Origin of the sequence: Streptomyces sp. NRRL S-495 (assembly GCF_000966955.1) — a bacterium.
GTDB classification, from domain to species: Bacteria; Actinomycetota; Actinomycetes; order Streptomycetales; family Streptomycetaceae; genus Kitasatospora; species Kitasatospora purpeofusca.
In genome coordinates, this window is sequence record NZ_JZWY01000119.1 from 1 (window position 1) to 23,999 (window position 23,999).

General features: G+C 73.0%; 21 protein-coding genes and 1 pseudogene. 12 read left to right on the top strand and 10 right to left on the bottom strand.

Going from position 1 to position 23,999, the window contains the following annotated elements:
* Positions 1-371 precede the first annotated feature (371 nt).
* Positions 372-2,339, top strand: coding sequence for a tetratricopeptide repeat protein (locus VR45_RS08725; RefSeq protein ID WP_078896334.1), 1,968 nt, complete (start codon positions 372-374; stop codon positions 2,337-2,339).
* 60 nt (positions 2,340-2,399) lie between these two features.
* On the opposite strand, the gene VR45_RS08730 is transcribed toward VR45_RS08725, so the two are convergent.
* On the bottom strand, positions 2,400-2,819 hold the full coding sequence (locus VR45_RS08730) for a Fur family transcriptional regulator (protein WP_045939097.1): 420 nt from the start codon (positions 2,817-2,819) through the stop codon (positions 2,400-2,402).
* A gap of 104 nt (positions 2,820-2,923) precedes the next feature.
* Here VR45_RS08730 and VR45_RS08735 point away from each other — a divergent pair, with 104 nt between their 5' ends.
* On the top strand, positions 2,924-4,402 hold the full coding sequence (locus VR45_RS08735; RefSeq protein ID WP_045939098.1) for a catalase: 1,479 nt from the start codon (positions 2,924-2,926) through the stop codon (positions 4,400-4,402).
* 111 nt (positions 4,403-4,513) lie between these two features.
* On the opposite strand, the gene hisN is transcribed toward VR45_RS08735, so the two are convergent.
* The 5 genes from hisN to VR45_RS08760 all read right to left on the bottom strand — a co-directional run bounded on the left by hisN (position 4,514) and on the right by VR45_RS08760 (position 9,109).
* A complete protein-coding gene (gene hisN, locus VR45_RS08740) occupies positions 4,514-5,311 on the bottom strand; it encodes a histidinol-phosphatase (RefSeq protein WP_045939099.1) in 798 nt (265 codons plus the stop codon).
* 60 nt (positions 5,312-5,371) lie between these two features.
* Positions 5,372-5,695, bottom strand: coding sequence for a multidrug efflux SMR transporter (locus tag VR45_RS08745; RefSeq protein WP_045939100.1), 324 nt, complete (start codon positions 5,693-5,695; stop codon positions 5,372-5,374).
* Positions 5,696-5,857: 162 nt separating this feature from the next.
* The gene (gene rsgA, locus VR45_RS08750; protein ID WP_045939101.1) at positions 5,858-6,913 is read right to left on the bottom strand and encodes a ribosome small subunit-dependent GTPase A; all 1,056 of its coding nucleotides are present in this window, start codon (positions 6,911-6,913) and stop codon (positions 5,858-5,860) included.
* 15 nt (positions 6,914-6,928) lie between these two features.
* On the bottom strand, positions 6,929-8,260 hold the full coding sequence (aroA, locus tag VR45_RS08755; protein ID WP_030392895.1) for a 3-phosphoshikimate 1-carboxyvinyltransferase: 1,332 nt from the start codon (positions 8,258-8,260) through the stop codon (positions 6,929-6,931).
* A gap of 132 nt (positions 8,261-8,392) precedes the next feature.
* Positions 8,393-9,109, bottom strand: coding sequence for a M50 family metallopeptidase (locus VR45_RS08760; RefSeq protein ID WP_045939102.1), 717 nt, complete (start codon positions 9,107-9,109; stop codon positions 8,393-8,395).
* A gap of 117 nt (positions 9,110-9,226) precedes the next feature.
* On the opposite strand from VR45_RS08760, the gene VR45_RS08765 reads away from it, so the two are divergent.
* The 8 genes and pseudogenes from VR45_RS08765 to def all read left to right on the top strand — a co-directional run bounded on the left by VR45_RS08765 (position 9,227) and on the right by def (position 17,324).
* The gene (locus tag VR45_RS08765; protein ID WP_045939103.1) at positions 9,227-9,985 is read left to right on the top strand and encodes an SOS response-associated peptidase; all 759 of its coding nucleotides are present in this window, start codon (positions 9,227-9,229) and stop codon (positions 9,983-9,985) included.
* 105 nt (positions 9,986-10,090) lie between these two features.
* Complete coding sequence (locus VR45_RS08770; protein WP_045939104.1) at positions 10,091-10,747, top strand: alpha/beta family hydrolase; 657 nt, start codon at positions 10,091-10,093, stop codon at positions 10,745-10,747.
* Positions 10,748-11,169: 422 nt separating this feature from the next.
* Positions 11,170-11,808, top strand: a complete 639-nt coding sequence (locus VR45_RS08775; RefSeq protein WP_030392891.1) for a sigma-70 family RNA polymerase sigma factor — start codon at positions 11,170-11,172, stop codon at positions 11,806-11,808.
* A pseudogene (gene rsrA / locus VR45_RS43780) lies at positions 11,805-12,062 on the top strand (mycothiol system anti-sigma-R factor); the annotation flags it as partial. The gene VR45_RS08775 and the pseudogene rsrA, both read left to right, overlap by 4 nt.
* Positions 12,063-12,448: 386 nt before the next feature.
* Positions 12,449-13,936, top strand: coding sequence for an HD-GYP domain-containing protein (locus VR45_RS08785; RefSeq protein ID WP_045939106.1), 1,488 nt, complete (start codon positions 12,449-12,451; stop codon positions 13,934-13,936).
* Between the two features lie 80 nt (positions 13,937-14,016).
* Positions 14,017-15,294, top strand: a complete 1,278-nt coding sequence (locus VR45_RS08790) for an HD domain-containing protein (protein ID WP_045939134.1) — start codon at positions 14,017-14,019, stop codon at positions 15,292-15,294.
* A gap of 359 nt (positions 15,295-15,653) precedes the next feature.
* Positions 15,654-16,643 (top strand): tetratricopeptide repeat domain-containing protein, encoded by a 990-nt coding sequence (locus VR45_RS08795; RefSeq protein ID WP_045939107.1) that lies wholly within the window; start codon positions 15,654-15,656, stop codon positions 16,641-16,643.
* A 42-nt stretch (positions 16,644-16,685) separates the two neighbouring features.
* Complete coding sequence (def, locus tag VR45_RS08800; RefSeq protein ID WP_078896337.1) at positions 16,686-17,324, top strand: peptide deformylase; 639 nt, start codon at positions 16,686-16,688, stop codon at positions 17,322-17,324.
* Between the two features lie 70 nt (positions 17,325-17,394).
* Here def and VR45_RS08805 read toward each other — a convergent pair whose 3' ends face one another.
* Positions 17,395-18,450, bottom strand: a complete 1,056-nt coding sequence (locus VR45_RS08805) for a ferritin-like protein (protein WP_052708942.1) — start codon at positions 18,448-18,450, stop codon at positions 17,395-17,397.
* Between the two features lie 169 nt (positions 18,451-18,619).
* Positions 18,620-19,054: an ATP-binding protein gene (locus VR45_RS08810; protein ID WP_045939108.1), complete on the bottom strand. Its 435-nt coding sequence runs from the start codon at positions 19,052-19,054 to the stop codon at positions 18,620-18,622.
* A 229-nt stretch (positions 19,055-19,283) separates the two neighbouring features.
* Here VR45_RS08810 and VR45_RS08815 point away from each other — a divergent pair, with 229 nt between their 5' ends.
* Complete coding sequence (locus VR45_RS08815) at positions 19,284-20,141, top strand: helix-turn-helix transcriptional regulator (RefSeq protein WP_045939109.1); 858 nt, start codon at positions 19,284-19,286, stop codon at positions 20,139-20,141.
* An 11-nt stretch (positions 20,142-20,152) separates the two neighbouring features.
* Entirely contained in the window at positions 20,153-20,452 is a 300-nt protein-coding gene (locus VR45_RS08820) for a DUF397 domain-containing protein (RefSeq protein ID WP_045939137.1), read from the top strand.
* Between the two features lie 64 nt (positions 20,453-20,516).
* Here VR45_RS08820 and VR45_RS08825 read toward each other — a convergent pair whose 3' ends face one another.
* Together VR45_RS08825 and VR45_RS08830 are read right to left on the bottom strand one after the other, a co-directional pair.
* Positions 20,517-21,533, bottom strand: a complete 1,017-nt coding sequence (locus VR45_RS08825) for a ribonucleotide-diphosphate reductase subunit beta (RefSeq protein WP_045939110.1) — start codon at positions 21,531-21,533, stop codon at positions 20,517-20,519.
* Complete coding sequence (locus VR45_RS08830) at positions 21,533-23,959, bottom strand: ribonucleoside-diphosphate reductase subunit alpha (protein WP_045939138.1); 2,427 nt, start codon at positions 23,957-23,959, stop codon at positions 21,533-21,535. Before VR45_RS08830 ends, VR45_RS08825 begins: the two co-directional genes overlap by 1 nt.
* Positions 23,960-23,999 lie beyond the last annotated feature (40 nt).

Consider the following 23,999-nt stretch of genomic DNA (forward strand, 5'->3'; position numbering starts at 1 on the left):
TCCTGTCCCCGCTACTCAGTAGCAACGAAGGCCCGGAGGACTCGTCCTCCGGGCCTTCGTCGTTTGTTCGCAAGGACGGCCGGGAACGCTCCGGTACCATCGAGCGTCGCCAAGGACGACGGCTACGGGGTTTGTGAGGGGCGAGTGTCGGGAAATCGACAAAGCGCCGAAGCAATCTCGTCGGCTCAGGTCCGCCTCGCCGAAATCGGCCGGGGCAGGTGTACGCGGGTTGCGGGTGATGCGACGATGGGACACATGGGGGACGTTGCACGGCCGCTGACCGGCCGTCGGGTCGATGCGGCCCCCGTGGAGCGCCCCCGGCCCAGGGCCGGAGGACGACGCCGCGACACTCTGGGGGAGCGGGAGTCGGCATGAGGCTGATCGGCAGGAACGGGACGGGAGCAGGGCCGGCGGCAACCACCGAGGCGGACACCGAGACCTGGGCGGAGAGCCCCGAACGGCGGCCCGGCGCCCTGCCCGCGCAGCGCACCAGCGGTCTGGCCGAGCGCCGGCCCGCGGGCGGCTACGGCCCGGACTCCCTGGTGCACGTCCCGGCCGGCGGCCTCGCCGCCGCGCTCGGCGCCCACGGCGCGTCCGACGGCCAGGCCGGCCCGGACGTGGAGGGCGACCCCGGCTTCGACTCGGCGAGCTTCGAGACCGCGCTGGCCGCCCGCGAGCAGGCCGCCCTGGAGGCCCGGCACCGGCGCGCCGCCGACGACGGCGACCCGGACGCGGCCGCCCGGCTCGGCACCCTGCTGCTGCGCCGCGGCGACCTGGCGGACGCCGAACCCTATCTGCGGGCCGCCGCCGCGGCGGGCCTGCGCGCGGCCGCCAACAACCTGGGCGTGCTGCTGCACCAGCGCGGCCACCGGGCCGAGGCCGCCCAGTGGTGGCGCCAGGCCGCGGTGGCCGGCAGCGCGCCGGCCGCGCACGCGCTCGGCCTGCAACTGCGCGACCAGGGCGAGGAGGAGGCGGCCGAGTACTGGCTGCACTTCGCCGCCGACCACGGCCACCCGCTGGGCGCCTACGCGCTGGGCGACCTCATGGAGCACCGCCGGGACGTCCGCGCCGAGCGCTGGTTCAAGGTGTCCGCGGACGCCGGGCACCGGGAGGGCGCCTACCGGCTGGCCCGGATGCGCGAGGCGGCGGGGGACAAGGAGACCGCCGAGGCCTGGTACCGGATCGCCGCCGCCCGCAGCCACGCCCGGGCCGCGCTGCGGCTGGGCGTGCTGCTGGAGGACCGGTCCGGCGGGGAGCCGCCGCTGCTGGACGAGGCCGCCCGCTGGTACCGGCAGTCGGCGCAGAACGGCGAGCCGAGGGCCGCGTGCGCGCTGGGCTACCTGCTGCGCGACTCCGGGGACCTCGGTGCGGCCGCCGAGTGGTGGCAGGAGGCCGCCGAGGCGGGCGACGGCAACGCCGCGAACGCGCTGGGCGCGCTGCACGCCTCGCGCGGCGCGGCCGCCGAGGCGGAGCGCTGGTACCGCAGCGCGCTGGAGGCCGGCGACCACAACGGCGCGTTCAACCTGGGGCTGCTGTGCGCCGGGGCGGGCCGCGACCAGCAGGCCGAGCAGTGGTACCGCCGGGCCGCGTACGCGGGGCACCGGGAGGCCTGCAACGCGCTGGCCGTGGTGCTGCTGCAGCGCGGTGACGAGTCGGGCGCCGAGCCGTGGTTCTCCAGGGCGGCCGAGGCCGGCAGCGTCGACGGTGCGTTCAACCTGGGCGTGCTGCACGCCGGGCGCGGCGAGCAGCGGCAGGCGCAGGAGTGGTACGCGCGGGCCGCCGCGGAGGGGCACGGCGAGGCGGCGCTGCAGCTGGCGGTCGTGCAGGAGCAGCGGGGCAACGCGGTCGGCGCGCTGGAGCGCTACCGGCAGGCGGCGGCGGGCGGCTCGGCGGAGGGCGCGTTCCGGCTGGCCTCGGTGCTGGACCGGCGCGGGGACGCGGACGCGGAGGCCGAGCACTGGTACGCGTCGGCGGCGGACGCGGGGCACCGGCGGGCGCAGGTCCGGATGGGGGTGCGGGCGGCCGAGCGGGGGGCGCTGGAGATCGCGGAGAGCTGGTACCGGCGGGCGGCGGAGGCGGGCAGCCGCAGTGCGGCGTTCAACCTGGGGCTGCTGCTGGCGCGGCAGGACAGCGAGGCCGAGGCGATGCTCTGGTACACCCGGGCGGCGGACGCCGGGCACGGGCGGGCGGCGCTGCGGCTGGCCCTGCTGGCGCTGCGCCGGGGGGAGCCGGTGCAGGCGGAGGGCTGGTGCCGGCGGGCCGCGGACTACGGTCCGGCGGAGGTCGCCGAGCGGGCGGGCCGGCTGCTGGGCGCGCTGCACGCGGAGCTCAGCGCGTAGCGGTTCCGGCACGGCGGTTCGGCCGTGGTGGTCCCGGCGGCCCCGGCGGGACAGCTCGGCTCAGGGTCTGTTCGTGCACTGCGGACAGAGGCCGCGGTAAGTGATCTCGGCGCCGGAGACGGTGAAGCCGAACCGTTCGGCCTCGGGCAGCGCGGCCAGCGGGTCCCCCAGCGGATGGACGTCGCGGATGGCGCCGCAGCCGGAGCAGATCAGGTGCTGGTGCGCGTGGTGGGCGTTGGGGTCGTAGCGCTTGGCGCGGCCGTCGGTGGCGACCTCCAGCACCTCGCCGATGCAGACGAGTTCGCCGAGCGTGTTGTAGACGGTGGCCCGGCTGATCTCGGGCAGCCGCTCCACCGCGCGGGCGTGCACCTCGTCGGCGGTCAGGTGCACATGCTCGCCGTCGAGGACCTCGGCCACGACCCGGCGCTGCGCGGTCAGCCGCCATCCACGTCCACGAAGTCGTTCCAGCAGGTCACTCATGGATCAAGGGTAAGTGAGACTCCGAGTTTGGTTCCAGTGTTGACTTGGACAAAGTCCAAGTTAGGATCGGTTCGTCACGACCGGATCACGCGGAGGCCCCTCACATGACTACCCAGGACGAGCTGCGCCCCACCCTCACGACGGAGGCGGGTGCCCCCGTCGCCGACAACCAGAACACCGAGACCGCCGGTGTCGGCGGTCCGGCGCTGATCCAGGACCAGCTGCTGTTCGAGAAGCTCGCGCACTTCAACCGCGAGCGCATCCCGGAGCGCGTGGTGCACGCCCGCGGCGCCGCCGCCTACGGCACCTTCACGCTGACGGCCGACGTCTCGCGCTGGACCCGGGCGGCCTTCCTCTCCGAGGTCGGCAAGCAGACCGAGACCTTCCTGCGGTTCTCCACCGTGGCGGGCAACCTCGGCTCGGCGGACGCGGTGCGCGACCCGCGCGGCTTCGCGCTGAAGTTCTATACCGAGGAGGGGAACTACGACCTCGTCGGCAACAACACCCCGGTGTTCTTCATCAAGGACGCCATCAAGTTCCCGGACTTCATCCACACCCAGAAGCGGGACCCGTACACCGGCTCGCAGGAGGCGGACAACGTCTGGGACTTCTGGGGCCTGTCGCCCGAGTCCACCCACCAGGTGACCTGGCTGTTCGGCGACCGCGGCATACCCGCGTCCTACCGCCACCTGAACGGCTACGGCTCGCACACCTACCAGTGGCAGAACGAGGCCGGCGAGTACTTCTGGGTGAAGTACCACTTCAAGACCGACCAGGGCATCAAGAACCTCACCCAGGACGAGGCCAACCGGCTCGCCGGCGAGGACCCGGACAGCCACCAGCGCGACCTGCGCGAGGCCATCGAGCGCGGCGAGTTCCCGACCTGGACGGTGCAGGTCCAGATCATGCCGGCCGAGGACGCGGCGAACTACCGCTTCAACCCGTTCGACCTGACCAAGGTCTGGCCGCACGAGGACTACCCGCCGATCGAGATCGGCAAGCTGGAGCTCAACCGCAACCCCGACAACGTCTTCGCCGAGGTCGAGCAGTCGATCTTCTCCCCGGGGCACTTCGTGCCCGGCATCGGCCCGTCCCCGGACAAGATGCTGCAGGGCCGCCTGTTCGCCTATGCGGACGCCCACCGCTACCGCGTCGGCATCAACGCCGACCACCTGCCGGTGAACCGCCCGCACGCCACCGAGGCGTTCACCAACAGCCGGGACGGCCACCTCTACGACGGCCGCCACGGCCGCCGCAAGAACTACGAGCCGAACAGCTTCGGCGGCCCGGTGCAGACCGGCCGCCCGCTGTGGGCCCCGACCCCGGTCACCGGGGCCACCGGCACCCACGAGGCGCCCCTGCACACCGAGGACGACGACTTCGTGCAGGCGGGCAACCTCTACCGGCTGTTCTCCGAGGAGGAGAAGCAGCGGCTGGTCGCCAACCTGGCCGGCTTCATCGCCAAGGTCTCGGCCGACCGCGACGACATCGTCGAGCGGGCGGTCGAGAACTTCCGCAAGGCCGACGCCGACTACGGCCGGCGTCTCGAGACCGCGGTGCGGGAACTGCGCAAGCAGGGCTGACGCACCGCGCGGCGGGGCCCGGTGAGGGGCTCCGCCGAGCAGCGGGCCCCGGGTGCCGAGGAGAACCGGCACCCGGGGCCCGCGCCGTCCTGGGGGACACCCCCAGGACGGTCAGACGCTCAGACGGTCCAGGGCCTCCTGGTGGAGCAGGCCGTTGGAGGCGACGGCATCGGCGCCGCCCGGGCCCGGGACGCCGTCCAGGCCGGTGAAGCGGCCGCCGGCCTCCTCGACGATGACGCTGTTCGCCGCCATGTCCCACAGCGACAGCTCCGGCTCGGCGGCGATGTCCACCGCGCCCTCGGCGACCATCATGTAGGACCAGAAGTCCCCGTAGGCGCGGGTGCGCCAGCAGGCCCGGGTGAGGTCCAGGAACGGCTCCAGCCGGCCGCGCTCCTCCCAGCCGGACAGCGAGGAGTAGGAGAACGAGGCGTCCTCGATCCGGGAGACGCCGGACACGTGGATCCGGGAGGCCTTGGCGAGGCTGCGGCCCGCGTACGCGCCGAGGCCCTTGGCGGCCCACCAGCGGCGGTTCAGCGCGGGGGCGGAGACGATGCCGACGACGGGGCGCTCCACGCCGTCCGGGCCGTCCTCCAGCAGCGCGATCAGGGTGGCCCAGACCGGGACGCCGCGGATGTAGTTCTTGGTGCCGTCGATCGGGTCGATCACCCACCGGCGCGGGCCCGTGCCCTGCAGGCCGAACTCCTCGCCGAGCACCGCGTCGCGCGGGCGGGCCCGCTGCAGGATGCTGCGCACCAGCTCCTCGGCGGCCTTGTCGGCGTCGCTGACGGGCGTCAGGTCGGGCTTGGTCTCGACCCGCAGGTCGAGTGCCTTGAAACGCTCCAGGGTGACCGAGTCGGCCGAGTCGGCGAGGACATGGGCGAGTCGGAGATCGTCGTGGTAGTCGGCCATGCCGGAAACCCTAGCGCGGACCCGCCCCCGGACCCTGGCTCCGGCCCCGGCGGGTGTCCGTCAGTGGGCGGAGCCGCTGAGCTGGAGGCCGATCACCCCGGCGATGACCAGGGAGATCGAGACCAGCTTGAGCACCGAGGTGGTCTCCTCCAGGAAGAGCATGCCGTAGATCGCGGTGCCGGCGGCCCCGATCCCCGTCCACACCGCGTAGGCGGGGCCCACCGGGAGCGTCTTCAGCGAGATGGTCAGCAGGCCGAAGCTGCCCAGGGCGAAGACGCAGAAGCTGACGGTGGGCCAGAGCTTGGTGAAGCCGTCGCTGAGCTTGAGGTTGATCGCGAAGCCGGTCTCCAGCAGTCCGGCCAGGATCACCAGGGCCCATGCCATCGCGTGCTCTCCCTGCGGGTCGGGGGATCGGTCGGGATCGGTCGGGTCCGGTCGGCGGGACCGGGTGCCGGGTGGACCGCGATCCGGCCCGACTTTCCTATGATCACCACGAGCGGGCGCTCCGACACCTCGAACACCGGAACCGGATCGACGCACCGGCCGTCAGTCGTCCTCCCGGGCCTCCTTGCTGGCGAGCAGCCGGCGCAGCGAGTAGAGCCGGGCCTGGTCGGCGTGGCCGTCGGCGACCCAGGCGTCCAGCGCGCAGTCCGGCTCGTCGTGGCTGCACGCGCGCGGGCATTCGGCGGTGCCGGGCTCCAGGTCGGGGAAGGCCAGGATGACCCGGGACGGGTCGATGTGGGAGAGGCCGAAGGAGCGGAAGCCGGGGGTGTCGATCACCCAGCCGGTGTCCAGCGCCTTCTTCGAACCGGGCTTGGCACCGGGCGGCGGCGGCAGCCGCAGCGCGAGCGCCGACACTGTGGTGTGCCGGCCCCGGCCGGTGACGGCGTTGACGTGGCCGGTGACCCGCTGCCGCTCCGGGACGAGCGCGTTGACCAGGGTGGTCTTGCCGACGCCGGAGTGACCGATGAACACCGTGCTCAGCCCGCGCAGGTGCGCCCGGACGGCCTCGGCCCCGGCGCCCTCCAGTTCGTCCCTGCGGGTGACCACGTAGTCGATGCCGAGCGGGGCGTAGGACTCCAGCAGCGGTTCGGCCGGGGCCAGGTCGGCCTTCGTCAGGACGAGCAGCGGCTGCATGCCGGCGTCGTAGGCGGCGACCAGGCAGCGGTCGATCAGCCGGGGCCGGGGCTCCGGGTCGGCCAGCGCGGTGACGATGGCGAGCTGGTCGGCGTTGGCGACGACGATCCGCTCGTACGGGTCGTCGTCGTCGGCCGTGCGCCGCAGCACCGAGGTGCGCTCCTCGACCCGGACGATCCGGGCCAGGGTGTCGGCGTCCCCGGAGAGGTCGCCGACCAGGGAGACGATGTCGCCGACGACCACGCCCTTGCGGCCCAGCTCACGGGCCTTCATGGCGAGTACCTGGCGCTCCTGCTTGGTGCCCGGGTCGACCAGGCAGGTCACCCGGCCGCGGTCGACGGTGAGCACCATCGCCTCGTCGGCGTCCTCGTGCTTGGGCCGGATCCGGGTCCGCGGCCGGGAGCCCCGGCGGGCGGGGCGGTTGCGGATGTCGTCCTCGTCGGCGTCCTTGCCGTAGCGGCGCATGTGCCCAGTCCCCGCTCAGCCGCCCGCCACCGGTCCGGTGAGCAACTCGTCCCACATGGCGGTGAAGTCCGGCAGGGTCTTGGCGGTGGTGGCCACGTTCTCGACCTGGACGCCGGGCACGGCGAGGCCGACCACGGCGGCGGCGGTCGCCAGCCGGTGGTCCTCGTAGGTGTGGAAGACGCCGCCGGTCAGCTTGCGCGGGCGGATCCGCAGACCGTCCTCGGTCTCGCTGACGTCGCCGCCGAGGCCGTTGATCTCCTTGGCGAGCGCCGCGAGCCGGTCGGTCTCGTGCAGCCGCAGGTGGGCGATGCCGTAGAGGTGGGACTCGGAGTCGGCGAGGGCGGCGACGGCGGCGATCACCGGGGTGAGCTCGCCGACGTCGTGCAGGTCGGCCTCGATGCCGTGGATCCGGTCGCCGCCGGTGAAGCGCAGGCCCTCGTCGGTGAACTCGCAGCTGCCGCCCATCCGGGTGTACAGCTCGCGCAGCTGGTCGCCGGGCTGGGTGGTGTGCCGGGGCCAGTCGCGGACGGTGACCCGGCCGCCGGTGACCAGGGCGGCGGCGAAGAACGGCGCGGCGTTGGAGAGGTCCGGCTCGACCACCAGGTCGCGGCCGAGCAGGGCGCCGGGGGTGACCCGCCAGACGTCCTTCTCACCGCCGTCCTCGGGGGCGTCGACCTGGACGCCGGCCAGGCGCAGCATGTCGACGGTCATCCGGATGTGCGGCAGCGAGGGGACGGGGCCGCCGACGTGCCGGACCTCGACGCCGTTGTTGTAGCGGGCGCCGGAGAGCAGCAGCGCGGAGACGAACTGGGAGGAGGCGGAGGCGTCGAGCTGGACGGTGCCGCCGTCGAGGGCGCCGGTGCCGTGCACGGTGAGCGGGAAGCTGCCGCGGCCGCCGTCCTCGATCCGGGCGCCGAGCGCGCGCAGGGCGTCGATCACGCCGTGCTGGGGGCGCTCGTGGCTGCGCGGGTCGCCGTCGAAGTGGACCGGGCCGTCGGCGAGGACGGCGAGCGGGGGAAGGAAGCGCATGACCGTGCCGGCGTTGCCGACGTCGACCGAGGCGGGGCCGCGCAGCACGGGGGCGGGGATGACCCGCCAGGCCTCGCCGCCACCGGTGCCGCCGGTGTCGTTGTTGACCTGCTCCTCGATGGTGACGCCGAGGGCGCGCAGACCGTCGGCCATCAGCTGGGAGTCGCGGCTGCGCAGCGGGCGGCGGACCCAGCCCGGTCCGTCGGCGAGCGCGGCCAGCACCAGGGCCCGGTTGGTGACCGACTTGGAGCCGGGGATGGTGACGGTGGCGTCCACGGGGGTGGTCGCGACAGGGGCGGGCCACAGGGTCTCGGTCATGCCGCCAGTCTAGGGGCCGTGGTGGGGCTCGCCCGTTCGCCTCCGATGCGCGGACCGGGGCGGGCGGCGCGGGTCGGCACGTGGTCGGTACGTGGTCGGCGCGGGTCGGCGTGCGGGGGTCGGGCCCGGGGCTCAGAGCGGGCGCAGCAGCCAGTCGGCGCCGAGGGCGAGGGCGGCGAGGGCGGTGACGAGGAAGAGCGTGACCCAGGCGAGGCCGGGGACGCCGGTGAGCCGGGCGAGCTGGTCGGCGTCGGAGTCGTCGGCCTGCCCGTGCCGGCGCTGCCGCTGGAGTTCCAGGACCGGGCGGACGGCGCCGAACAGCAGGAACCAGGTGCCGAGGTAGGCGAAGCCGGCCTGGACCTGGGCCGAGCCGAACCAGGTGACCAGGAAGAACGCGCCGCCGGTGAGCAGCACGCTGAGGAAGCCGAAGGCGTTGCGGATCCGCACCAGCAGGGCCAGCAGCAGGGCGATGGCCAGCCACAGCAGCAGGGTGATCCGGTCGGCGGCGAGCAGGGCGGCGCAGCCGAGGCCGAGCAGGGCGGGGGTGAGGTAGCCGGCCGCGGCGGTGAGGACCATGCCGGGGCCGGTGGGGCGGCCCCAGGACAGGGTGAGGCCGGAGGTGTCGGAGTGCAGCCGGATGCCGGCCAGTTTGCGCCTGGTGGCGAGGGCGGCGAGGCCGTGGCCGCCCTCGTGGGCGATGGTGACGGCGTTGCGGGCGATCCGCCACAGCGGGCGGACGAGCACGGTGAGCAGCGCGGCGGCGCCGGCGGCGAGGACGAGCCAGCCGGGCGGGTCGGGCTGGGTGCCGGTGACGGCGCTCCACAGCTCGTCGAGGGTCCTGGCGTCCATGGGTCTCCTCCGCCTCGGTTCGGCCGCTCCTGCGGTACGGCAGCCTGTCATGGAGGGGACGGCGGCCCCGGGGCGGGTGGTTCTGGGGGGCGGCCGGAGCCGTGGCAAGCTGACGGCATGTGTGGTCGCTTCGCCGCGAGTAGCAGGCCCGAGGACATCGTCGAGCTGTTCGGCGTGCAGCAGTGGGATCCGGCCGAGACGCTGGACCCGAGCTGGAACGTCGCCCCCACCCAGAGCGCCCTGGTGGTGCTGGAGCGGCTGCCGAAGGGGGCGGCGCGGCCGGTGCGGCAGCTGCGGGCGCTGCGCTGGGGGCTGGTGCCGCAGTGGGCGAAGTCACCGGAGTCGGCGGTGAAGATGATCAACGCCCGTTCGGACACGGTGCACGAGAAGCCCTCCTACCGGCAGGCGTTCGCGGCCCGCCGGTGCATCCTGCCGGTGGACGGTTATTACGAGTGGCAGACGGTGCCGGCGGAGCGGGGCCGACCGAAGAAGAAGCCGTTCTTCGTGTCCCGGGCGGACGGCGCGCCGCTCGCGCTGGCGGGGCTGTACGAGTTCTGGCGCAACCGGGCGGTGCCCTCGGACCACCCGGAGGGCTGGTTGGTGACGTTCACCGTGGTGACGACGGAGGCGGAGGAGCTGCTGGCGCCGATCCACGAGCGGATGCCGCTGTTCCTGGACCCGGGGTCGTTCGACGCCTGGCTGGACCCGGGGCTCGACGACGGGGAGGCACCGGAGCTGCGGCGGCTGCTGATACCCCCGCCGCCGGGCGTGCTGCGGGCGACGCCGGTGTCGCCGGACGTCGGCAGCATCCGCAACAACCACGCCGGGCTGACCGAGCCCTATGTCGAGGTCGAGTACGAGACCACGCTGTTCTGACCCCACGCCGTTCTGACCCCACGCTGTTCTGATCCCCGCGCTTGTTCCGACCCGCGCGCGCACGCTTGGGCGTGCCGCCGCCGATCCGAGAGGACCGCAGTCGCCGTGACCGCCGACCCCGCCCCCGTCACCCGGGAGCTCGTGCCCACGCCCGCCGGGGACGCCCGGATCACCCTGCACCCGGCGGCCGCGCCCCGGGCGGTGCTGGCGCTGGGCCACGGCGCCGGCGGCGGGATCGAGGCGCGGGACCTGGCGGCGCTGGCCGCCGGACTGCCGGCCCGGGGGGTGTCGGTGGCGCTGGTGGAGCAGCCGTGGCGGGTGGCGGGGAAGAAGGTGGCGCCCGCGCCGCGCACCCTGGACACCGGGTGGACGCCGGTGGCCGAGCGGCTGGTGGCGGCCGGTCCGCCGCTGGTGGTGGGCGGCCGCAGCGCGGGCGCGCGGGTGGCCTGCCGGACCGGGGCGGCGACCGGGGCGGTGGGGGTGGTGGCGCTGGCGTTCCCGCTGCACCCGCCGGGGAAGCCGGAGCGCAGCCGGGCGGACGAACTGCTGGGTTCGGGGCTGCCGACGCTGGTGGTGCAGGGGGCGACGGACCCGTTCGGCGGTCCGGCCGAGTTCCCGGAGCTGCCGGCCTCGCACGAGCTGGTGGCGCTGGAGTACGGCAACCACGGCTTCGAGGTGCCGAAGCGGGCGCCGGTGGGGCAGGAGGAACTGCTGGAGCTGATCGTCGCCGCGGTGGGGGACTGGGTGCTGCGGCTGGTGTGAGGCGGACCCGGCGGGCGGTGCGGACAGGCGGTGCGCGCGGCGTGCGGCGGGCCGCGCGGAGGTGGCGCGGATCCGCCCGTGGGGGCCGGGAATGCGCGCGGGGCCGGCGTGGTTGACGCCCTTGTCAGCATGAGTCCCGGTGGAAGGCAGGGCAGATGGGTTCGATCGCGTGCCCCGAGCGGCTTGAGCAGCACGAGGCCGAGTCGGCGTTCGTGCCCTCCTGGTCGGACTGGATCGCCGCGGGCGAGAAGCCCGTCGGCCCGATATCCTCGCTTTCGGGGCGGCCCGCCGTGGGCCGTGTCCGTCATGCCGAGGAGGTGGGTCCGGTCGTCGGGACCGAGCACGAGGCCGAGCCGGGCCGGGGCCCGGACGAGAGCCTGCCCACGGGCGAGGCGCTCACCGGTGAGGAGCTGGCCGAGGCGATCGGTGAGGACACCTTCCGGGTGTCGGCCGAGGAGACCGAGGAGGCCCGGCGGGAGCGCTTCGAGCGCGACGCCCTGGGCTACCTGGACCCGATGTACTCGGCGGCGCTGCGGATGACCCGCAACCCGGCCGATGCGGAGGACCTCCTCCAGGAGGCGTTCGCCAAGGCGTACGCGTCCTTCCACCAGTTCCGCGAGGGCACCAACCTCAAGGCCTGGCTGTACCGCATCCTCACCAACACGTTCATCAACTCGTACCGCAAGAAGCAGCGGGAGCCCCAGCGCACCGCCGCGGAGGAGATCGAGGATTGGCAGCTGGCCCGGGCCGAGTCGCACATGTCGACCGGTCTGCGCTCGGCGGAGACCCAGGCCCTGGACCACCTTCCGGACAGTGATGTGAAGGACGCCCTCCAGGCCATTCCGGAGGAGTTCCGCATCGCCGTCTATCTCGCGGACGTCGAGGGCTTTGCGTACAAGGAGATCGCGGACATCATGGGTACTCCCATCGGTACGGTGATGTCCCGACTGCACCGCGGCCGCCGTCAGTTGCGCGGCATGCTGGAGGACTACGCCCGCGAGCGCGGGCTGGTCCCGGCCGGTAGCGGGGCAGGGCAGGAAGCGAAGGGCTCGGGTTCATGAGCTGCGGCGATCCGCACGACACCGAGTGTGGCGAGGTCCTCGACCACCTCTACGAATTCCTCGACAACGAGATGGCCGAGGGCGACTGCGACAAGCTGCGGGTGCACTTCGAGGAGTGCTCGCCCTGCCTGAAGCAGTACGGGCTGGAGCAGGCGATCAAGGCGCTGATCAAGCGTTCCTGCGGCTGCGACGACACCCCGGCCGATCTGCGCGGCAAGGTGCTGGCCAGGATCGATTCGATCCGGGCCGGGCAGCGGACGGGCGAGGCGCTGGTGGTCTCGGTCGAGACGACGATCGAGGTGCGCCGATCCGGACCGTGCCGCACAGGCGGCGGCCGGCGGCTAGCGCGGCGCGTCGCACGGCGAACGGCGTACATCGGGACGGCCCCGGGAGCATCCGCTTCCGGGGCCGCTCCGTGTCCGCGCCCCTTCCACTCGGATGCGCCGTCACTCGTTCGAGTGAGTTGGTGGTGTGCCAGCAGCGGCATTGCGCGATCATGCGTCCCCGTGCCGGAGTGGCGCCCTATCCTCCTGACGGACGCTCACCGTCGCCCGTCCGCCGCCCTTCCGGCGTGCGACCGGCCGACGGGCCAGGACGGCGCGGGCCAGGACGCGGGGAGGTCGAGATCGCTACCGACAGCGTGGACACGGACCTGCCGCAGGGCGCCGCGGGCTACCTCGTGGCGGTGCCGGTGGCGGCGCTCTGCTGCCTGCTGCCGCTGCTGCCGCTCCCCCCGGTGGCCGGGGCGCACTGGCTGGGCGCCCCGGTGGACTGGCCGAAGGTCGGACTGCTGGCCTTCCTGCACGGCTGCTGGGAGTCGCTCGCCCAGGGGCTGCCCAGCCCCTGCCTGCGCCTGGTCCGGCTGCTGCTGCGCCGTCCGCGGCCGCACGGCCGCCCGCCGGCCCGGCCCGATGTCAACGCCTTCTTCCCGGTGCTGTTCGCCGGGGTGCTGATGCTGCCGCCGGCCGCCGCCGCGCTGGTCGCGGCCCCGGCCGCGCTGCTCGGCGCCGCCGAGCCGACCTGCCGGCGCCGCCAGGTGTGGAACGGCTCGCAGCTCGCGCTGTCGGCCTTCGTGGCCTCGGTGGTGTTCCACCGGCTGGCCGGCCCGCAGCTGCTGCTCGGTTCCCGGTTCCCCGCCGCACTGCTGCCCGGGTGCGCCGCGCTCGCCGCGTTCTGCCTGGTCAACGGGGTGCTGGTGGGCGCCATGCGGCTGCTGGCCGAGGGCCCCCGGCGCCCCTCGGCGCACCGTCCCCCGGCACACCATCGCCGTGCGGCCGCCGTTCCCGGTCTGCCGGTGCTGGTGCACGCGGCCGGCGGGCTGATGGTGGCGGTGCTGTGGCAGGGGCCGTACGGCGCGTTCGCGGCGCTGCTGGCCCTGCTGCCGCTGTCCATCTCGGCATGGGTGTTCGCCCAGGGGCACCGGGAGCGCGACGCCCACCAGGCCACCGTCCAGGCGCTGGTCCAGGCGGTGGAGATCAAGGACTCGTACACCCGGGGCCACAGCGAACGGGTCGGCCGGGCCTCGGTGCTGATCGCCGGTCAGCTCGGCATGGAGGCCGAGCGGCTGCGCACCCTGCGGTACGCGGGCGTCCTGCACGACGTCGGCAAGCTCGGCGTCGCCACCGAACTGCTCCGCAGAAACGGTCCCCTCACCGAGGCCGAGCGGCGGGCGGTCGAGGTGCACCCGGTGCACGGCTACGAGCTGGTGCGCGGGATCGCCTTCCTCGGCGAGGCGCACGCGGGGATCCTGCACCACCACGAGCGGATGGACGGGCGCGGCTACCCGAGCGGGCTGGCGGGGGAGCAGATCCCCGAGTTCGCCCGGATCATCTCGGTCGCCGACGCCTTCGACTCGATGACCTCCACCCGCTCCTACCGGCGCGGGCGGCCGGTCACCGAGGCGGTCGCCGAGCTGGAGCGCTGCTCGGGCAGCCAGTTCGACCCGGTGATGGTGCGGGCGCTGGTCGACGCGCTGGCCGTGCACGACTGGCAGCCGGTGCTGCCGCCGCCCGACACGATCAGGGCGGTGCCGGACATCCCGCTGGGCGTCCCCGAGCCGGTCCGGGCCGCGCCGCGCGGGGTGCCCGCCCAGGGCGGCGGCTCCGTGCCGACGGCCGGGCCGTCGTGAGCGCGCGGCGGGGCGCGGGTCCGACGGCGGGCGCCGGGCGCGGCGGGGACTCCGAGGGGTGCGCCGGGGTGGTGTGCGCGGTGCACGGAGTGGCGCTCGCGCTGCTGGCCGCGTCCTTCGGGGCGGTCGCGGTGCGGGGGCTGTCCGCGCCCGGGGTGGCGCTGGCGTTCATGCTGCTGATCGCGCTGGGCGAGTGCGTCCGGATCACCCTTCCGGGCGATCGCGAGCAGGCGCCGATCGGGGCGGCGGGGGCGCTGGCGTACGCGCTGCTCGGTCCGCTGCGCGGGCTGCCGACCGGGCACGGGGTGCTCCAGGTGGTGGCGGTGACCGGCGCGGGCCTGCTGCTGGCGCTGCTGCCCGGGGCGCTGGCGCCGGCGCTGGGGCCGAGGCACGGGGTCCGCCGGCGGGTGCGGGCGCCCTGGCGGGAGCGGGCCCGCCGGGACGGCGCGGCGCGGCGGCTGCTCGGGGCGGCGTTCGCGGCCGCCGTGTTCCAGCCGCTCTACAACAGCGGGGTGGTGGACCGGTTCTCCGCCGACGGCCCGGCGTACGGGGCGTTCCTGACCGCCGTGGCCGCGCTGGCCGCGCTGTGCGACGCGGTGCTGGCGGCGGTGCTGCGGCGGGCCCGCAGCGGGCTGCGGTTCCCGGCCGGGCTGGAGGACGAGCTGCGCTCGCTGTTCGGGATCGGCTCGGCGATCGCGGCCACCGGGATGCTGGTCAGCCTGGCCGCCGGGGAGGTGGGCCTGTGGGCGCTGCCGCTGTTCTGCGCGCCGCTGCTGCTGGCGCAGGTGTCGTTCCGGCGGGCGGCGGCGGTGCGGGCCACCACCGGGCAGACCATCGCCAGTCTGGCCAAGGCCACCGAGGTGGCGGGCTACACGCCGCCGGGGCACGCCCGCCGGGTGGCCGACACGGCCTGCGCGGTCGGCCGGGAGCTGGGCCTGGGCACCCGGGAGCTGGCCCTCCTGGAGTACGCGGCGCTGATGCACGACGTGGGGCAGCTGTCGCTGGTGGAGCCGGTGCCGGGCGGGGCGACGGCGCTGCTGCCGGACGAGGAACAGCAGCGGATCGCCCGGCTGGGCAGTGAGGTGATCCGGCGCACCGGGGTGCCCCGGCAGGTGGCCGAGCAGGTCGCCCGGCTGGCCGATCCGCACCCCGGGCCGGAGGGCGGCGGGCGGGCGGTGCCGCTGGCGGCGCGGATCATCCGGGTGGCGAACGCGCACGACGACCTGCTGACGGCGGCCCGGGGGCGCGGGCTGGGGGAGGCGGTCGGCCGGTTGGAGGTGCTGGAGGCGCTGCGGCTGGGGCGGGGGCGGTTGTACGACGCCCGGGTGGTGGACGCGCTGGTCCGGGTCCGCGGCTGAGGGCGGGGCGGTCGGCGGCCCGGGGCGGCAGGTCCGCCGGGAGGGGTGCCGCGGGGGCGCTCGCGGGCGTCCGCGGGCGCTCGTCGGGTGGCGGCGCGGCGCGCGCGGGGCGGGCGCGGAGCGGGCGGGAGCCCGGGCCGGCCAGGTCCGGCCCGGGGTTGAGGAGCCGGGGCGGGGCGGGCAGGCTGGGGTGGGGGCCGGTTACGGGCAACCTCGGCGGTGGGGAGCGCGGGCGGCGGCCGTCGTGGTTGGATGCGGTCGTAGCGTGGAACACCGACCCGGGGCGCCGGGCCCGTGACGCGGGAGCGGACACGGGAGCGGACGCGGGACTTGAGCGGACGACGACGGCAGGGACGAACGTGAGGATCTTCCACCGGGCACGGCACCGGCCGTCCGCCACCTGGCGGCAGACGACCGATCGGGCATTCACGCTGATCGGCGACGGACGCTACGAGGACGCCGGCGCGCTGCTGGTGATGGCGGCCGACCTGGAGCCGTGGCTGTCGGACTCGTGGTTCAACCTGGCGCTGCTGCACAAGTTCCGCCGCGACTGGGAGCAGGCCCGGGCCGCCGGGCTGCGGGCGGTGGCGCTGCTGGACCGCGAGCAGGGCGCCCCCGACTGGTGGAACCTCGGCATCACCGCGACCGCGCTGCAGGACTGGCCGCTGGCCCGCCGGGCCTGGCAGGCGTACGGGCTGCGGCTGCCGGGCGGCCCGAACGCGCACGGCGACGGCCCGGTCAGCCTGGACCTGGGCACCACCCCGGTGCGGCTCTCCCCGGAGGGCGAGTCCGAGGTGGTGTGGGGCCGACGGCTGGACCCGGCCCGGATCGAGGTGCTGTCGATCCCGCTGCCGTCCTCCGGCAGACGCTGGGGCGAGGTGGTGCTGCACGACGGCGCCCCGCACGGGGAGCGGGTCACCGACGGGGTGGCGTACCCGGTGTTCGACGAGATCGAGCTGTGGGCGCCGTCACCGGTGCCGACCTACGTGGTGCTGCTCCAGGCGGCGACCGAGGCGGACCGGGACGCGCTGGAGCGGCTGGTCGCGGACGCCGGCTACGCGGCCGAGGACTGGACGTCCTCGGTGCGGCTGCTGTGCCGGGCCTGTTCGGAGAGCCGGATGGCCACGGACGACGGGCACACCGCCCACCACGACCCGCACGACGACGGGGACGCCGCGCACCCGGGCCACCTCAGCCATCTGAGTCCGGGCGCGGGCGGGATGTCCTGGCTGGCCGAACGCGAGTGCGGGATCGCCGCGCCCGCGCACCTGGTGCGGACCCTGCTGGACCGCTGGGCGGCGGCCGCCCCCGGGACCCGGGCGTACCGGGATCTCGAAGAGGTCTGCTGAGTACCCTGGTGAGGTACGCGTAGACCTATGGAAGCGGAAGACATGGCCGAGCAGCACGACCACGAGCACGAGCACGACGTGGAGGGGGCGGCGCCCGAGGCGCCCGTGAAGGTGGTCGGATCGGAGCCGGACCTGACCAAGGGCACCGCGCGTCCGATCACGGTCTTCGGCAACCCCGTGCTGCACCGTGAGGTGAAGGACGTGACCGCCTTCGACGGCGAGCTGTCCGCACTGATCGACGACATGTTCCAGTCGATGTACGCGGCGGAGGGCGTGGGCCTGGCCGCCAACCAGATCGGCGTCGACCTCAAGGTCTTCGTCTACGACTGCCCGGACGACGAGGGCGTGCGCCACATCGGGCACATGATCAACCCGGTGCTGGAGGAGTTCCCCAAGGACCGCCAGCGGGTCCTGGACGACGGCAACGAGGGCTGCCTGTCGGTGCCGACCGCCTACGCCGAGCTGCCCCGCCCCGAGTACGCCGCGGTGACCGGCCAGGACAAGGACGGCAACCCGATCCGCGTCGAGGGCACCGGCTTCTTCGCCCGGTGCCTCCAGCACGAGACCGACCACCTGTACGGCTTCCTCTACATCGACAAGCTGTCGAAGCGCGACCGCAAGGACGCGCTGAAGCAGATGGGCGAGGGCACGCCGCGCTACGCGACCGTCCCGAACGTGTAGTCGGAGCACGGAAGTCGGCGAAGGCCGGTGCGGGCAGGGCGCCCGCACCGGCCTTCGCGCTGTTCGCGGGCTATTGGACGAACAACCACTCCGGGCCGTAGGTGAAGCGGGGGTCGGCGGGGAGCTTGACGCCGTTGATCTTCTGGGCGGTGCGGCGCAGATCGCCCATCAGGCCGATGGCCGGGAAGATGTCCGCCCCGGTGGGGCCCCACGCGTCTTCGAGGGCGTGCAGCATCTCGCTGTACTGCTGGTTGAAGGTGTGCAGGAGGTCAGCGGTGGTGGCGTCGGGCTCGTTGCCCGGGGAGTTGGCCCAGCCGCCCCGCGGGACGCGGGCGACGGGGGAGGTGCCGGGCAGCGGGACGTCGGGGCCGATGAAGTCGTACTTCCCCGTCTGCTCGTCGCGGACGAGCTTCTTGCCGACGGCGATCTCCTTGAAGGCGTAGTAGTGGGCGAGTTCGCCCGGGGCGCCGGGGAAGGGGTTCTCCGGGGAGGCGTCGGTGCCCTCGCCCTGGCTCTGGATGATGTGGATGGCGCCCAGGACGTCGTCGATGGTGTTCATCGCGACGATGTTGTTGCCGGCGCCGTGGCCCGACCCGAGCGGGAAGGTCACCTGCTGGCGCCCGGTGAGCAGGTCGGCGAACTTGGGGAAGACATTGGCGATGCGCTGGTAGAAGGCGCCGATGGTGTTGCCGTCGGTGGCGAAGGCGAGCGGGTGCTCGGGCTTCTCGATGTCGGCGAAGAGGGCGGCCGACTCGCGGGTCAGGCCGCTGAGGTAGACCTCCAGCCCGGGGTTGACGCCGCCGGGCAGCTCACCGGGGTACTTGGGGACGGTGGCGGGGTCGGTGAGGACGACGGTGCCGCCGATGCTGGTGAGCATGTTGCAGACGAGGCCGAAGTGCGACATCTCGTCGAAGACGATCTCGCGGATGGTGTGCCGGACCGGCTTGTTGTTGTCCGGGTCGGTGATCGACCACAGCGCGGTGGCGTAGGGCGGGATGGTGGAGAGCTCCAGCATGATGGCGCGCTGGAGCGCGTCCTTGAGTTCCTGTTCGGTCCAGTCCTCCTCCGCCATGTTCATGAGCTGGACGATCGCGTCGCTCTCGTAGTCGCGGATTCCGGTCGTCACGGTGGGGCCCCTTTTCGTTCGGCTGTGCGGCGGACCGTAGTCGGGGGCGGGTCGTGTACGGACGCATGTCGCCGGTGCGGCCCGGGAGTTCATCCGGACGGGCGGCGTGAGGGGTCGCCAGGCGCGAAAGAGGCGCCCCCGCCCGGCGGCCCGGGCGGGGGCGCGTGCCTCAGGCGGCCGCCTCGGCGGAGATGTGGCACCAGACGAACTTGCCGATGCCGCCGGCGCGGGGGCAGCAGCCCCACTGGGCGGCCAACTCGTGGACGAGGAGCAGCCCTCGGCCGGCCTCGTCGGAGTCCGAGGCGTCGCGGAGGGCGGGCTTCTCGCTGTCGGCGTCGTGGACCTCGATGCGGAGGAGGCTGTCGGCGAGGCCGAAGCGGATCTGGATCAGGCGCCCCCGGGCCGTGCGGGCGTGCTGGACGGAGTTGGTGACCAGCTCGGAGAGCAGCAACTCGCCGGTCGGGAGCAGGTTTTCGCTGTCGGGGTGGTCGGCGAGGAAGGAGCGCAGCTCCCGGCGGGCCGCGCCGGGGGACTTCCGGTGGCGGGGGAGCCAGCAGGTGTGTTCGGCGGGGGAGGGGGGAGTGGCGGAGACGGTTTCAGGCATGGCGGGGCCACCTCCGAGGGGCGTGGGGTGAAGACGGCTGAAGAAGGCATGGGAATGCACGGGTGCCGATCCGCCATGATCACCTTGTGTCATATGGCGGACTACGTTGAGTAGCATGCTCCTGGCGACTTCTAAGGTGCAAGTCCCCACTTTGGAAGTGATCAAAGATTGTTGACGGATGGCAGGGGAGGGCAGACTGGCAGATCACAGAAGTGGGGAGGTCGCGACGGTGCCCGTGAACCGGAATCCGACCGTTCGGCAGCGGCGGCTGGCCCGAACGCTCAAGGAGATGCGGACAGAAGCGGATCTGACGATCGCCCAGTCGGCCAGGCAACTTGCCTGCGCCGAGAGCAAGATCAGCCGAATCGAGGCCGCGCAGTCGGGTATCCGTCTGGTGGATCTTCGGCTGCTGCTTGATCTGTACGGGGTAGCGGAGCCGGCGACGCGAAGTCGGCTGGAGGCCCTATCGCGCGAGGGGCGTCTGCGCGGATGGTGGGATCGGTACTCGGACACACTGTCGCCGCTCTATGCCGACTTCATCGCGCTGGAATCCGATGCGTCGGACATGTACAGCATCCAGACGTTTCTGGTGCCGGGGCTGCTGCAGACGGAGGACTACACGCGCGCGGTGGTCCGTGCCCAGATAGAGGATGCGACTCCGGAGCAGGTCGAGCGGCTCACGAAGGTTCGTCAGGAGCGACGTGCAGTACTGACGCGGGAGGCTCCACTGCGGATGTGGGTAGTCCTCTCGGAATCCGTGCTGAAACACCGGATCGGTGGCCGGTCGGTCATGCGGGAACAGCTCGATTTCCTGGTGGCGAGTGCCGATCAGCCGAACATCAACATCCAGGTCCTGCCGGAGGAGTCTGACGTTCATGCCGCGCTCTTCGGACCTGTCGCGATCCTGAGCTTCCCCGAAGCGACGGAGACGGACGTGGTCTACGTCGACAGTCTCCTCAGCACGCTCTACATCGAGGAGCCGGAGGAAGTGTTCAAGTACACCAACCTGTTCCGCCGTGCCCTGGCGGAATCGCTGCCGCGCACCGAATCGGTCGCACTCATCGAGCGCGCAAAGGACAAGGTCTAGAAATGGCGAGTATGTTCCTGCTGTCTGCGTCCGCTGCCGGACTCGGGTGGCACAAGTCGTCCTACTCGGGTGCGCAGAGCGACTGCGTTGAGGTAGCGGAGGTCGTTCCCGCCATGATCGTCGGAGCTGGTTGGCGCAAGAGCAGTTACAGCGCCCAGGCGAACGACTGTGTGGAGACCGGGCCTTTGGTGCTGGGCGGTATGGCAGTCCGTGACTCCAAGGACCCGGACGGGCCCGCGCTGATGTTCCCCGCGGATGCGTGGGCAGCCTTCGTGGGAGCGGTAAGGGGCGGGGAGTTTCCGACCGGCTGAAACAACAGAGGTGCCCCGCACGGGCTGTGGCCGTGCGGGGCACCTCTATCAGTTCTTCTGCTTCTTAGAAGTCGTCGTCGAAGGCGACCGAGCCCTCGACCGCGACCTGGTACGCCGACACCCGGCGCTCGAAGAAGTTGGTCAGCTCCTGCACGTTCTGGAGCTCCATGAAGCCGAACGGGTTCGTCGATCCGTACCGGATCGGCATCCCCAGCCGCGCCAGACGCTGGTCGGCCACCGCCTGGAGGTACTCCCGCATCGACGCGGTGTTCATACCCGGCAGACCCTCGCCGCACAGGTCCTGGGCGAACTGGAGCTCGGCCTCGACGGCCTCCTCCAGCATCTCCGTCACCTGCTGGGCCATCTTCTCGTCGAAGAGGTCCGGCTCCTCCTCGCGCACGGTGTCGACCACCGACATCGCGAAGTCCATGTGCATGGACTCGTCGCGGAACACCCAGTTGGTCCCGGTCGCGAGACCGTGCAGCAGACCCCGGCTCCGGAACCAGTACACGTACGCGAACGCGCCGTAGAAGAACAGCCCCTCGACACACGCCGCGAAGCAGATCAGGTTCAGCAGGAACGCCCGCCGGTCGTCCTTGGTCTGCAGCGAGTCGATGTGGTCGACCGCGTTCATGTACTTGAAGCAGAACTGGGCCTTCTGGTGGATCGACGGAATGTTCTCCACCGCCGCGAAGGCCGCGTTGCGGTCCTCCGGGTCCGGAAGGTAGGTGTCCAGCAGCGTCAGGTAGAACTGGACGTGCACAGCCTCCTCGAACAGCTGACGGCTCAGGTACAGCCGCGCCTCCGGGGAGTTGATGTGCTTGTACAGGCTCAGCACCACGTTGTTGGAGACGATCGAGTCACCGGTCGCGAAGAACGCGACCAGCCGGCCGATCATGTGCCGCTCGCCCTCACTCAGCTTCGCCAGGTCGGCGACGTCCGAGTGCAGGTCCACCTCCTCCACCGTCCAGGTGTTCTTGATGGCGTCGCGGTACCGGTCGTAGAACGACGGGTAGCGCATCGGGCGCAGGGTCAGCTCGAACCCGGGGTCGAGCAGCATCTTCTCGCGGTCGTCGGACATTACTGGCACGCCTCGCAGGACTCGGGGTTCTCCAGGGAGCAGGCCAGCGCGGCCTCTTCCTCGGGGGTGAGGGTCGGGGTGCCGACCGGGATCGTGTCGGCCGTCACCGTCACCGGCGCGGCGGCGCGGGCGGCACCCGAGGCGGCCTGGGCGATCCGGGTGGCCGGGCGCGAGCGCAGGTAGTAGGTGGTCTTCAGACCGACCTTCCACGCGTAGGCGTACATCGAGCTGAGCTTGCCGATGGTCGGCGCGGCCATGAACAGGTTCAGCGACTGGCTCTGGTCGATGTACGGCATCCGGGCGGCGGCCAGGTCGATCAGCGCGCGCTGCGGCAGCTCCCAGGCGGTGCGGTACAGCGAGCGGACCTCCTCGGGCAGCCAGCCGAGCTCCTGCACGGAGCCGTTGGCGTCGCGCAGCGCGTCCCGGGTCTGCTGGTCCCAGACGCCGAGCTCCTTGAGCTCGCGCACCAGGTACGGGTTGACCTGGAGGAACTCGCCGGAGAGGGTCTCGCGCTTGAACAGGTTGGACACCTGCGGCTCGATGCACTCGTAGACGCCGGCGATCGAGGCGATCGTGGCGGTCGGCGCGATCGCCAGCAGCAGCGAGTTGCGCAGGCCGGTCGTGGCGATCCGGGTGCGCAGCGACTCCCAGCGGTCGGCCCACTCGGGCGCGGCGCTCGGGAAGTGGTCGATGTGCAGCTCGCCGCGGGCGGCGCGGGTCTCCTCGTACGCCTCGTGCCGGCCCAGCTGCTCGGCCAGGTCGGCGGAGCGCTCGTAGGCGGTGAGCATGATGCGCTCGGCGATCAGCGTGGAGAGGTTCTTGGCCTCGGCCGAGTCGAAGTCGATCCGCAGCTGGAAGAAGACGTCCTGCAGGCCCATCACGCCGAGGCCGACCGGGCGCCAGCGGGAGTTGGAGGCACCGGCCTCGGGGGTCGGGTAGAAGTTGATGTCCACCACGCGGTCGAGGAAGGTGACGGCGGTGCGCACGGTGGCGTCCAGCCGGTCCCAGTCCATCGCGTTCAGCAGGTCGGCGGCGGTGGCGCCGGCGGCGACGTGGGCGCCGAGGTTGACCGAGCCGAGGTTGCAGACCGCGGTCTCGGAGTCGTCGGTGACCTCCAGGATCTCGGTGCAGAGGTTGGAGCTGTGCACCGTGCGGCCGGGCAGCGCGGTCTGGTTGGCGGCGCGGTTGGAGGCGTCCTTGAAGGTCATCCAGCCGTTGCCGGTCTGCGCCAGGGTGCGCATCATCCGGGCGTAGAGGGTCTGCGCGGGGATGGTGCGGACGGCCTTGCCGGCCAGCTCGGCCTTCAGGTACGCCTCGTCGAACTCGGCGCCCCACAGGTCGACCAGCTCGGGGACGTCGGCGGGGGAGAACAGCGACCAGTCGGCGTTGGCGTTGACCCGGCGCATGAACTCGTCCGGGATCCAGTGCGCCAGGTTCAGGTTGTGGGTGCGGCGCGCCTCCTCACCGGTGTTGTCGCGCAGCTCGAGGAACTCCTCGATGTCCGCGTGCCAGGTCTCCAGGTAGACGCAGGCCGCGCCCTTGCGGCGGCCGCCCTGGTTGACGGCGGCGACCGAGGAGTCGAGGGTGCGCAGGAACGGCACGATGCCGTTGGACTTGCCGTTGGTGCCGCGGATCAGCGAGCCGCGGGAGCGGATCCGGGAGTAGGACAGGCCGATGCCGCCGGCGTGCTTGGACAGCCGGGCGATCTGCGCGTAGCGGGAGTAGATCGAGTCCAGGTTGTCCAGCGGCGAGTCCAGCAGGTAGCAGCTGGACATCTGCGGGTGCCGGGTGCCGGAGTTGAAGAGGGTCGGCGAGGAGGTCAGGTACTCCAGCCGGCTCATCAGGCGGTACAGCTCGGCCACCTCGCGCACCGACTGCTCGGTGTCGCCGACCGCCAGGCCACAGGCGACACGGAGCAGGAAGTGCTGCGGGGTCTCGACGACCTTGCGGGTGATCGGGTGGCGCAGCAGGTAGCGGCTCTGGACGGTGCGCAGACCGAAGTACTCGAAGCGGTCGTCGCCCTTGGCGTCGATCAGCGCGTCCAGGGTGGCGGAGTGCTTGGTGACGAAGGCGGCGGTGGTGTCACCGATCAGGCCCTCGGCGTGGCCGACGGCGATCGAGGTGGAGAACGAGACCACCTGCTGGGTCGCCGCCTCGTCGACGATCTCCAGCGCGAGCAGTCGGGCCGCGAGCTTGGAGTACTGGGGGTCCTCGGCGATCATCGACGCGGCGGCGTCGACGGCCAGTCCGCGCAGCTCGGCGAAGTCCGAGCCGGCGTGCCGGCCGCGGAGCGCGGCGGCGGCGACATGACCGGGGTCCACCTGGGGGAGGTCGGCGCTGCGGTCGGTGAGAAGGCGCAGGAGCGCACCGCCGGGATCGGCGACCGTCGGGTCGGCGGGGACGGAGCTGGAACCCTGGGCGGGCAGGACGACTGAGGCAGCGGTGGTCAAGGCGCTTCTCTCCTGG